The 11,261-nt window shown below is 69.8% G+C and carries 10 protein-coding genes; 1 reads left to right on the forward strand and 9 read right to left on the reverse strand.

Annotation, left to right across the window (positions count from 1 at the left end; translation table 11 throughout):
* Positions 1-28 precede the first annotated feature (28 nt).
* The 4 genes from CIW48_RS30330 to CIW48_RS30345 all read right to left on the reverse strand — a co-directional run bounded on the left by CIW48_RS30330 (position 29) and on the right by CIW48_RS30345 (position 3,805).
* Complete coding sequence (locus tag CIW48_RS30330) at positions 29-238, reverse strand: hypothetical protein (RefSeq protein WP_091785817.1); 210 nt, start codon at positions 236-238, stop codon at positions 29-31.
* 402 nt (positions 239-640) lie between these two features.
* Positions 641-841 carry a hypothetical protein gene (locus tag CIW48_RS30335; RefSeq protein ID WP_149314116.1) on the reverse strand — a complete coding sequence of 67 codons (201 nt, stop codon included), beginning with the start codon at positions 839-841 and terminating at the stop codon, positions 641-643.
* 107 nt (positions 842-948) lie between these two features.
* Positions 949-2,052: a helix-turn-helix transcriptional regulator gene (locus tag CIW48_RS30340; protein ID WP_149314117.1), complete on the reverse strand. Its 1,104-nt coding sequence runs from the start codon at positions 2,050-2,052 to the stop codon at positions 949-951.
* A 439-nt stretch (positions 2,053-2,491) separates the two neighbouring features.
* Positions 2,492-3,805 (reverse strand): MFS transporter, encoded by a 1,314-nt coding sequence (locus tag CIW48_RS30345; protein ID WP_149314118.1) that lies wholly within the window; start codon positions 3,803-3,805, stop codon positions 2,492-2,494.
* Positions 3,806-3,984: 179 nt separating this feature from the next.
* On the opposite strand from CIW48_RS30345, the gene CIW48_RS30350 reads away from it, so the two are divergent.
* Positions 3,985-5,136 (forward strand): dimethylmenaquinone methyltransferase, encoded by a 1,152-nt coding sequence (locus CIW48_RS30350; protein WP_149314119.1) that lies wholly within the window; start codon positions 3,985-3,987, stop codon positions 5,134-5,136.
* Positions 5,137-5,185: 49 nt separating this feature from the next.
* Here the strand turns inward: CIW48_RS30350 and lptB are convergent, their stop codons facing one another.
* The 5 genes from lptB to CIW48_RS30375 all read right to left on the reverse strand — a co-directional run.
* Positions 5,186-5,980: an LPS export ABC transporter ATP-binding protein gene (lptB, locus tag CIW48_RS30355; RefSeq protein WP_246695492.1), complete on the reverse strand. Its 795-nt coding sequence runs from the start codon at positions 5,978-5,980 to the stop codon at positions 5,186-5,188.
* A gap of 65 nt (positions 5,981-6,045) precedes the next feature.
* A complete protein-coding gene (locus CIW48_RS30360; RefSeq protein ID WP_149314121.1) occupies positions 6,046-6,714 on the reverse strand; it encodes an LptA/OstA family protein in 669 nt (222 codons plus the stop codon).
* A complete protein-coding gene (gene lptC / locus CIW48_RS30365) occupies positions 6,711-7,430 on the reverse strand; it encodes an LPS export ABC transporter periplasmic protein LptC (protein WP_091785839.1) in 720 nt (239 codons plus the stop codon). Before lptC ends, CIW48_RS30360 begins: the two co-directional genes overlap by 4 nt.
* 229 nt (positions 7,431-7,659) lie before the next feature.
* Positions 7,660-9,492, reverse strand: a complete 1,833-nt coding sequence (htpG, locus tag CIW48_RS30370) for a molecular chaperone HtpG (RefSeq protein ID WP_149314122.1) — start codon at positions 9,490-9,492, stop codon at positions 7,660-7,662.
* Positions 9,493-9,784: 292 nt separating this feature from the next.
* Positions 9,785-11,261: KUP/HAK/KT family potassium transporter (locus CIW48_RS30375; protein WP_149314123.1), on the reverse strand; the 1,477-nt coding region annotated here is incomplete at its 5' end.

An 11,261-nucleotide genomic window follows, 5' to 3' on the forward strand; every position in this document is an offset into this window, starting at 1 on the left:
AGATCCCGGAAGATCGAAAAGGAGTGGATTACTCGGCGGCCGTCATTTCGGCGGTGAAGTGGCCGCACCAATCCTTCGACGCGACGACCGGCCAGAGGCCCTTGGACTCGGGTGCTGGCTGGCTGACCGGGGGATTGAAGCGGCAGAGGCCCTCATCACCCTGCGCCTGGGCGCCGTTGAGCTTGTGATCGTCGAAGAAGCGGCAGCTCTCGCAAGCGGCGTTCGCGGTACCGGCCATCGGGGTTCTCCATCGGCTGTCTTGGGGTGGCGGGGCTGTCTCAGCGGAGCCCCCTCCACACTTGTTAATTAGAATAAATCTAATGAAGGGTCAACGGAAAGCTTGCGCGGAGCTTGCGCCGCGGCAGGCCCGAGCCGGTGGAGAACGGATGGCTGGAGGATGCGTCGGACGCGATGAGGCGCCGGTACAGGGGGTCTCGTGGATGCGCCAACCGCCGTCACACGGTCGCAGCGGGAGCGAAGGGGACTCGGCGTCCGGTCTCGAACTCTGCAACGGGTGATGCCCGAACGCGACGAAGCCGGATTCCCTGCGGAAATCCGGCTTCGGTGGCGCAAACGGCGATCCCACGATCACCGTCAGGTCGTGACGCGATGCCGACGAAGGAGACGGCCGCGGATGGGGTCAGCCCTGCTTGGGCTTCTTGTTGGCGTTGTGGTGTCCGATGGCGCAGCCCGCGGCGGCGCCCATCTTTCCATGCCCGGCGACGTGCCCGGCGACGCCGCCGACCACGGCACCCTTGAGACAGCCCTTCGCCTCCGCCGGCGCGCCGGTGAGCAGACCCGCGATGGCCAGGGCGGAAACGAGTGCGATCCGATTCGTCATCGAGATTTCTCCTGTCGTTCCTGCAGCAACGGCCGCGCGGCCCGACCCGTTCCGCTGAACGGCCGGAACCGGAGAGCGCCTCAAGCCGCGTCCGGTGATGCGTGCCGTCAGCGGGCGAGCCCGGCAACAAGTCGCACGAGGTCCACTTGGCGTGTCGCCCCGGTCTTGGCGAAAATCGCCTTCAGCTGCGAGCGCGCGGTCGCCGCCGTGATCGCGAACCGCGATGCGGCCTCCGCCAGCGAGGTCCCGCCGGACAGGGCCTGGGCAAGGCGCGCTTCCGCGGGCGTCAGCCGATACGCCGCCTGGAGGATCGCGGAGGTCGGCGCCGGCGGGGTCCCGGGAACGCTCCCGAGGAGCAGCGTGCTCGCACCCGCGAACAAGCCGCGGCTCGGCCCGACCAGCGGCACGACATGGATCACGATCGGCGGACCGCCCCGTCGCGCCGCCACGATGGCGGAGATCGGCGGGCGACCGAAGGGCCGTGCCAGGGCTTCCAGCTGCCGGGCCGCCTCCGGATCCTCGGCGGTGAGGCGGCCGCCCGCGAGCTTCAGGCCGCGACCGAGGAGGGTACCGAAGGCGTCGTTCCAGCGGAGTGCCCGCCCCTCCGCATCGAGAATCAGGGCGGCACGATCGATCAGCTCGAAAGCCTGCGTCAGGCCCGCCAGGCGGGCCCGCTCGACCATCGCGGTCAGCAGAGCCGCGCGCTGCAGAAGCGGCGACAGGGTCGCGAGGCGCCGCTGCTCATGCGGCTCATACGGCCCCTGCTCGACGGTCCGCTGCAGAGAGAGGCACCAGAGCCGCCCCTTCACGGCAAAGCCGATGCCGGCAAACCAGCGCAGGCCGCGGGACGCGAGCAGATCCTGGTAGAAGGGCAGGCGCGCGATCTCTTCTTGCGTCGTGAAATCCTGATCCACCGCGATCCCGCGCGTCCGCATGAACGGGATGCCGCGGAGACGATGGTCCTCGCGGTGCCAGCCCTCGTCGAAGTAGCGGCGCGAGGCATCGGCGAGCGAGGCGGTGCAGAGGGATTCGAGGCTGGTCCGGTCGGACCGCAGGAGCAGGGCTCCCTCACTGCCGGACGCTCGCACGGTGCGCTCGGCCAGATCGGGCCAGCGCGCCGGATCGATCACCGCCTCCTCGAGGTCTTCCCGGAAGCCAGTCTCAAGGTCGTCGTGCAGGCGGGCGAAGAGATCCGGCCTCACGCCCGACATGTGATGCGCCTCCGACGGAATGGAGATTGCCGCCCGGCACTGCACGGCCAAACTCTCGACCGCGGTCCGCGCGGCTCCAGACCTTCGAACTATAAATCACGTTTATAAATCCGAGCAAGCAACGGATTTTCTACAGATTTCGGTCGACGGCACGCATGTCGGGCCTGCCGTGGCCCGGTCCGACGCGTCCGCGGCGCGAGCGCCGGATCGGCGATGAAACCATAGGTGGTCCGAAGGATGCATCCACGGACCGGCCGGAGGCACGAACCCGACCGACATGGTTTCCAGGCGCGCGCAGACCGTGAACAGCGAGGTCGCGATACGGCGCCCCGGCAGCGCACGCGACGGGCTCGCGGCGCTGAAGGGGGGATCATCCCCTATCGGGAGGCGTGCATCCCGTCCCGATCGCCGAGACCGGGCGGCCTTTCACCGGCCGGGGCTATTCCGCCATCCTGAGACCACCGATCGCGCGATCGGTCAGCACCTCGTCGGCGATCGGCTCCTGGATCAGGGTCCAGTAGCCGAGGGCCGCGATGAGCGCGATGACCGCACCGGTGATGAACGCCATCGAGAAATGCCCCGTGCCGCCGACGATGAAGCCCGTCACGGTCGGTGCCAGGGCGCCCCCGATATAGCCGCCGAAATTCTGCATCGCGCCGAGGGAGGCGGTGCAATTGGCCGGTGCCGCCACGGAGGCCATCGCCCAAGCCGACGACGAACTCAGGTAGACCAGGAACAGCGAGGCCGAGATGCAGGCGATGGCGAGCGTGTCGCTCGGCGTCAGGGCGGCCACCACCGTGAAGGCCGCGGTCGCCACCAGCGAACCGACCATCGGGATCTTGCGGCTGCGGATCGGGTCGACGCCCCGGCGCACCAGCATGTCCACCACCCGCCCCCCCAGGATCCCGCCCATCACGCCGAAGGCGAAGGGGATCGAGCCGACGAGGCCGGTCTTCTGCAGGGTGAAATGCCGCTCGATTTCCAGGTAGCTCGGCAGCCACGCGGTGTAGAGCCAGGTCATGTAGATGCAGCCGAAATAGCCGACGATCATCCCCCAGCTCGTGCGGAAGCCGAACAGCCGGCGCCACGAGCTCCAGGTGACCGGGCGGCTGGCATTCGGGGCATCGCCCTCCGCGAGGAAGGCGCGCTCCCCCGGGGTCAGGTCGGTCTCGCGCGGATTGCGGAAGACCAGATAGACGACCGCGGCGAGCACCAGGCCGGCCCCGCCCATGATCACGAACATCGCCCGCCAGCCGAAGCTCACCATCAGGAAGGTGAGCAGGGGCAGGGCCAGGAAGGTGCCGAGCGACGAGGCGCAGTTCCAGATCCCTGTGGCGGTGCCGCGCTGGCGGATGTTGAACCAGTCGCGCGACACCCGGGCGCAGGTCGGGAAATGCGGCGCCTCGCCGATCCCGAGCACGATCCGCGCGCTCACGAACTGCCAGAACGACGTCACCGCGCCGCCCAGCATCTGGCCGAACGACCAGCAGGTCAGGCCCAGCGTCAGCGTCAGGCGCGGGCCGAGCCGGTCCGCGAGGGCGCCGGCAGGCAGTTGCGCGAAGGCATAGGCCCAGAGAAAGGCCGAGAGCAGCAATCCCATGTCGGGGATCGAGAGGCCGAGATCCTCGCGGATCAGCGGGCTGGCCACCGCCAGGGTGGCCCGGTCGACGTAGTTGACGACGCCCGCCGTCACGAGCAGGGCGAGCGAGATCGTCTGGATGCGGCGCACGCGCGGCGTTGCGGTCAAGGCCATCGTGTCCTCCCGAATGACGGGCCCCTTGGGGGTCTCCGTGGCCGGCCGGTCCTTCGCGACTCGTGGCGGCCCTGCACCATACTGCACCGATCGCCGCCGGACGGAAGGGCCATCGCCCCTCGCCTCCCGCCGCCGGGCGTCGTAGACCGGCCGCTCCGCCACCCTTCGAGTTCGGACCGTTGCGCCTGATCCAGATCACCCACCACGACCTCGACGGCTACGGAGCCTCCACGGTCGCCGCCACCTGCGCGACGGTCGAGCGCGTCGTCCACGTGCCCCGCTACAGCGACGTCGGCCCGGTCTTAGAGGACGAGATCAAGCGCCTCGGCCGCGCGGCGGAGCGCGAGATCCTGCTGATGACCGACCTCGGCCTGGAGGAGCAGACCATCGCGGGCCTGAAGAAGTTCGCCGCGATGAACCGGCGCCGCGAAGACGGGCAGAAGCACCGTCTCGTGGTCCTCGACCACCACACCTCGTCCCTCGACCAGTTGCGCCGCCTGGGCCTTGAGCCGGCCCCCGACGCGGCGCGGCCGGCCCTCCACCGGGTCGACCTGGGCGATCCCGAGATCGCGGTGCTGATCGAGGACGACATCTGCGCGACGCGGATGACCTTCGACCACCGGGCCCTGTTCGCCACAAGCGAGCCCGAAACCGACCTGTCGAGTCTCCTGAGCGCGGTCGATGCCGTCGATCTCTGGCGCAAGGAGAGCCCGGCCTTCCGGGGCGGGCTCGCCCTGGACGAGCTGTTCTGGGAAGTCGTGTCGAGCTACGTGCCGGTCGGCCATTCCTGGCACGACAGATTCGTGTCCGACATCCTCCTCGCGGCCGCCGCTGCCCTGCGGGACGGCGCGAGCCCGGCCGAGCTGGAGCGCCGCGCCTCGGTGATCCGCACCGGCGTGGTGGACACCCTGCTGCGCGACGCGCCGGACGACGATCCGGCCTTGACCACGCGCATGCGCCTCGCCCGGGCGCTTGCCCGCTCGGAGTCCCTGTTCCGCCCGCTGAAGGACGGCACGCTCCTGTCCTTCGCCCTCGATTCGGGCACGTTCCAGCGGGTCTCCGACCTGATCATGGATGCGGGCCGGGCCAAGCGCGTGGTCAACGTCCAGCGGATGGGGAACCTGTCGTTCCGGTCCAACGACGGCACGGCGCTCGACGGCGCCCGCCTGTTCCGCGGCGGCGGCCACCGCGACGCGGCCGGCGGCCGGCTTCAGAGCGGCTCGGCCTTCTCGATGACGGATGCGATCGCACAAGTTGAGCAGGTGCTGAACCCGGAGAAGCCGGCGGGGTCGGACAGCCCCTTCGCGGCGCTCAAGAACTGGAAGGGGTGAGGCGCAGCGGGCTCCGCCCCGTCAGCGCGCGGCGCAGGTGGAGCCCGGCCTAGAGCCGGAAATCCTCGCCGAGATAGAGCCGCCGCGCATCCGGGTTCGCCACGATCTCCTCGGGCGTGCCCTCGGTGAGGATGCGGCCGGAATGGGCGATATAGGCGCGGTCGATCAGGCCCAGCGTCTCGCGCACGTTATGGTCTGTGATCAGCACGCCGATGCCGCGCTGCTTCAGGTGCTTCACCAGATCCTGGATGTCGCCTACCGCGATCGGGTCGATGCCCGCGAAGGGCTCGTCCAGGAGCATGAAGGTCGGCGAGGAGGCGAGCGCCCGGGCGATCTCGCAGCGTCGTCGCTCGCCGCCCGAGAGTGCGATCGAGGGCGCCTTGCGCAGGCGCGCGATGTCGAATTCCTCCAGCAGCGAGTCGAGCTTGCGCGCCCGCGCCTTGCGGTCGGGCTCGACCACCTCCAGCACCGCGCGGATGTTGTCCTCGACGGTGAGCCCGCGGAAGATCGACGCCTCCTGCGGCAGGTAGCCGATCCCGAGCCGCGCCCGCTGGTACATGGGCAGGTGCGTGATCGGCAGGCCGTCCAGGGTGATGTGGCCGCGATCGGCCGCCACCAGCCCGGTGATCATGTAGAAGATCGTGGTCTTGCCGGCGCCGTTCGGACCGAGCAGGCCCACGGCCTCGCCGGTGCGCACGGTGAGCCCGGCCTCGTGGACGACCGTGCGGGCGCCGTAGCTCTTGCGCAGGCCGCGCACGCTGAGGATGCCGAGGCCGCCCTCCTCGGCCGCGGACCAGCCGTCGGCCTCGGCGGCCTCGGGCTGCCGCGCGCGCCGGCCGAACAGCCGGCCGAGCCAGCTGGTGCGGCCCACCGGGTCCTGCGGGCCGGCCTGGAACGCCACGGCGCCGCTCAATCGACCTGCGCCTTCGGCTTCGGCGGCTGGGTGCAGCCCTTCGCCTTGCCGTCCTTGGCGTCGGACTTCTCGCCGGGTACGAACAGGGCCGAGACGCGCCCGCCCGCGACCGGGTCCATGTTCGCCCGACCCGTGTTCATGTCGTAGACGAGCCGCTGGCCGCGGGTGACGTTCTGGCACTGGCTCAGGACGACGTTGCCGGTCAGCACGATGCGCTTGGCGTCCTGGTCGAACACCGCATGGTCGCCGGTGGCGACCTGGTCCTTCTGCACCACCGTCACCGGGCCGGCGCAATCGACCTTCTGGATGCCGTTCTCGGCGGGATTCCGCGGCGCCGCGTCGGCGCCCTCGTCCCTCGCGTCGCTCCGGGCCTCAGTCTTGGGCCCCTTGCCGGGGGCATCCTTGCCGCGCTTGTAGGTGACCGTCATGGTCGAGCAGCGGATCGTGCTGTCGCCCTGCACGGCCACGACGTTGCCGGCGAAGACCGCCTTGTTCTCCCGGTCGAACACGTCGAGCCGGTCGGCGTCGATCTTGATCGGATCCTTGCCGCCGCCGCCGATATTGCCGAAGGGCGAGTCCTTCCGCGCCGGCTTCTCGGCGAGCGCCGGTCCGGCGAGAACCAGCCCGGTCGCGAGGGCGGCGCAGAGGAGACGGGCGACTCTCATCGCGCACCGCCCGCAGCTTCGGCGTCCGAGGTCAGGATGCGGGCCTGCGGCTTCTCCGCCTGATCCTCGTTGACGATCACGACATGGACCTTGCCCACGAAGGAGATCCGCTTGCCGTTCTCGACCACGTCGAGGGTCTCGGCGTTCACCGTGGCCCGAGGGCTCGAGACGGTGACGGGCTCCTGCGAGCTGATGGAGCCGGTCTTGAACGCCACGGCGGCCGAGCGCAGGCGTGCCTCCTCGCCCTTGTCGGTCCAGATCCGGATGTCGTCCTTCAGGTCGAGCGCCTCGCGGGCCGTATCGAACAGGCCCGACGCCGCCGAGAGACGGGCGACGCCGCCCTGATCGTCGGTGGCGATGTGGCCGCGCATCTGCTGCAGCTCGATCTGGCTCGGCTTGCGGACGTCCTGCAGGGCGGCGTCGGCCGTCACCTCGTAGCCGCGCGTACCCTGGCGGAACCCCGCGAGCCGCGGGTTCTCCATCCGGACCTTCGAGCCCGCCAGCGTCACCGGGCCGACCGACACGCCCGGCAGCTGGGCCGCGAAAGGATTGAACAGGTAGCCCAGCAGCAGCGCCACCGAGCCCCCGGCGACCACCGGAATCAGGCGGCGCAGGGTGCGCACGCGTCCGCTGTGGCGATACGCCCGGGCGTGGGCCCGGGTCCGCGCCGCCGCGACCGCCTGTCCGTTGCCGGCTTCAGCCTCGACCGGGTTCATGCAGCGTCCGTGAGGCGCGCCTGGCGCGCGCGAGAGGGTTCGGCTCAGACGCCTGCGGCCCCCACCGCGCCCGCGCCATCGGCCGGGCAATGATCCCGACCAATGGCGAAGTTATGGCTTGACCGTTTCCGAATGATCAACCGAACCCGCAATCGTCGGGCGCGGATGTGTGTGGAGACACACGCCGCACGCAGATTCCCGGCGGCGCGCGGCACGTGTCTGCGTAGTGCTACGCGCCCCGCGCGGCCGCCAGGGCCGCCGCAACGGTCCGGGCGAAGGCGGCCGGATCGCGGGGGCTGTCCCCGTCCTGGATGCGGGCAAGGTCGAGCAGCGTGCCGGCGGCCTGCGGAACCTCTGATTCGGGCGCGGCGGCGAGCGCCCGAATCAGCGCGTGGCGGGGATTGATCTCCAGCACCGGCTGGCCGGCGCCGGCGCGCCCAGCCCGGCGCATCAGCCGCTGCATCTGCAGGTCGGGCCCGCCGGTCCCCGCCGAGAGAACGACCGCCGAATCAACCAGCCGGTCGGTGGTGCGCACGTCCGAGACCTCGCCGCCCAGAGCCGCCTTCACGGCGGCCACGAACGCATCCAGGCCCTCGGGCGCCTCTGGCTGCTCGCCCTCCAGAGCGAACTTCGACAGGTCGAGGCCGCCCTTCGTGATCGAGCGGAGCGGCTTCTCCTCGAAGGTACCGAGCTGGTCCGGCCAGAAGGCGTCGACGTGATCGGAGAGCAGCAGCACTTCGAGGCCGCGGGCCTTGAACCCCTCGAGCTGCGGCGACGATTTCAGCGCCTCGGCATCGTCGGCGACGAGGTAGTAGATCGCCTCCTGGCCGGCCTTCATCCGGGACACGTAGTCGGCCAGCGAGGTCCAGCCCTCGACCGCCGAGGAGCGGAAGCGCAGCAGCGGCGCGATCTCGCCCCGGCGCTCGAAATCCTCGTAGATGCCCTCCTTCAGGACGGGACCGAAACTCTCCCAGAAGGGCTGGTAGCCTTCGGCGTCCTTGGCGCGGGTGGCGAGTTCGGACACGACGCGGCCGGTCACGGCCCGGCGGATCCGCGCGAGCGCCGGCGTCGATTGCAGCATCTCGCGGGAGACGTTGAGCGGCAGGTCCTCGGTGTCGACCACACCCTGAACGAAGCGCAGCCAGGGCGGGAGCAGCTCCGCCTCGTCGGTGATGAACATCCGCCGCACGTGCAGCCGGACCTTGCTCTGCCGCTCATTGTCGAGTGCCTGGAACGGCTTTGAGCCCGGCACGAACAGCAGCGCGGAGAACTCCAGCTGCCCCTCGGCGCGCCAGTGCAGCGTCGCCCAGGGCTTGTCGAAGTTCATGCCGATGGAGTGGTAGAATTCCTCGTACTGCTCCTCGGTGACCTCGGACTTCGCCTTGCGCCAGAGAGCCGTGCCCTGATTGGCCGACTCGTCCTTGCCGTCGCGCACGACCGCGATCGGAACGGTGATGAAGTCGGCCCATTTCCGCACGAGATGGTCCAGGCGGTAGGGCTCCAGATACTCGTCGGCATCCGCCTTGAGGTGCAGCACGATGTCGGTGCCGGGCTCAGACCGCGTCGCGGGCTCCAGCGTGTAGCTGCCCTGCCCCTCAGACGCCCAGGTCCAGGCCTCGTCGCTGCCGGCCCGGCGCGACGTGACGGTGACGCGGTCGGCGACCATGAAGGCCGAGTAGAAGCCGACGCCGAACTGGCCGATCAGGCTCGGCCGATCCTCGGCCTTGGCGGATTCCAGCGTCTGCGAGAAGGCCCGCGTGCCGGAGCGCGCAATGGTGCCGAGGTTGGCGGCGAGATCCTCCTTGCTCATGCCGATGCCGGCATCCGAGACGGTGAGCGTCCGCGCCTCCTTGTCGGGCGCGATGCGGACCTTGGCGTCCGGCGGCAGGGCGCTCGCCGCCGAGGTCAGGGCCTCGAACCGCCGCCGGTCCATGGCGTCGGCGGCGTTGGCCACGAGTTCGCGCAGGAAGATCTCGCGGTCGGAATAGAGCGCGTGCACGACGAGGTCGAGGAGCCGGCCTACCTCCGCCCCGAACTCGTGCCGCTCGATCGTCTCGCTCACGGGTGATGCCTCCGCTGTGGGGAAAAACGCGGTGGCGATATGCTTGCGAACGCGGCCGTTTTCAATGTGCTGTCGGGCATGGCAGCGCCATTACGGCAGCCGGCCGCCCGCATGGGATTATCCTCAGAAGGTGCCGCTTCGCGGCGCCTGTCCGGGAACGGAGTGCGGGTTGATCGTCCACGAGCCCTTCCGGGGCGCATGCGGCACCAGCAGAGTGCGACCCGGGACCCAGAACAGGTCTCGTCGCGCAGCGGCGCAGCGGAACAGGGCGGCGCGGCGCCGGTCACCGGGTTCAAATCTCGATCTCGGTCCCCACCTCGACGATCTGGCGGGTCGGCAGGCAGAAATGAGCTCCGGTGCGCTCGGCGTTGCGCTTCATGAAAGCGAACAGGCCTTCCCGCCAGAGGGCCATACCGGGATGGGTCGGCGACGGGATCACCACCTCGTGGCCGACGAAGTAGGTCATGTCCTCGAGGTATTCCGGCGGCAGCAGGCCACTGGCCACGGCGCATTGCAGCCCCTCCGGGATCGAGGCGGTCTGCATGAACCCGTAGCGCAGGACCACGCGCTCCATGCCCGGCGTGTATTTCGAGATCGCCTTGCGGATGCCCTGCGCGACCAGGGTCACCTGCGCCCGCTCGGTCGCGGGAATCACCGGCTCCTCCTCGTAGACCACGGTGATCAGCAGGATCCGCTCGTGCAGGCAGCGGCTGCGCTCCAGCAGACGGCCGAGCGCCATCGGGATGCCCTCGGTGGCGGCGGTGAGGAAGGCCGCGGTGCCGGGCAGCGTCACCGGCGGGTGCGAGGCGAGGCTGCCGAGGAAGGTCGCCTCGGACATGCGCATGGTCTGGCGGACGGATTCGAGAACTTGATTACCCTTCATCCAGGTCAGCATCAGGAAGGCGACCGCGGCCGCGAGCAGCAGCGGAAACCAGCCGCCCTCGAAGAGCTTCACGCTGTTGGCGGCGAAGAACACGGCATCGATGGCGAGGAAGAAGCCGTTCACCGCCAAGACCAGGATCGGGTTGTAGCCCCAACGCAGGGCGATCAAAGCGGCGAGCAGCGTGGTGATGCCCATCAGGGCCGAGACCGCGATGCCGTAGGCGCCGGCGAGCGCGTCGGACGAGCCGAACACCACGACGGCGGTGAGCGTCGCGGCCGCGAGCAGCCAGTTCACGCCGGGCACGTAGATCTGGCCGCGCTCGTCCTGATCGGTGTGGACAACCCGCATCATCGGCATGAAGCCGAGCTGTATCGATTGCTGGGTCAGCGAGTACACGCCCGAGATCACCGCCTGCGAAGCGATGACGGTGGCCATCGTGGCGAGCGCCACCAGCGGGTAATGGGCCCAGTCGGGCGCGAGCCTGTAGAACGGGTTCTCGATCGCGCTCGGCTCGGCGATGATCAGCGCGCCCTGGCCGCAATAGTGGATCAGCAGCGCGGGCAGGACGAGGCCGAACCACGCGAACCGGATCGCCGGGGCGCCGAAATGGCCCAGATCGGCATACATCGCCTCGCCGCCGGTCACCGCAAGGAAGGCCGCGCCCAGCATCAGGAAACTCACGTGCCAGCCGGCATGGAGCAGGAAATCCACCGCCCGCCAGGGATTGGCCGCCGCCACGATCTCCGGCGCGCGCAGGATGGCGGGAAGCGCCAGCAGGACGAGGACGGCGAACCAGACGAGCATGACGGGTCCGAACACCCGGCCGATGGCAGCCACGCCCTTGTGCTGGACCAGGAACAGACCGACCAGGATCACCAGCGTGATC

The sequence above is a fragment of the Methylobacterium sp. P1-11 genome (assembly GCF_008329595.1).
In the GTDB taxonomy this organism is placed as follows: Bacteria; Pseudomonadota; Alphaproteobacteria; order Rhizobiales; family Beijerinckiaceae; genus Methylobacterium.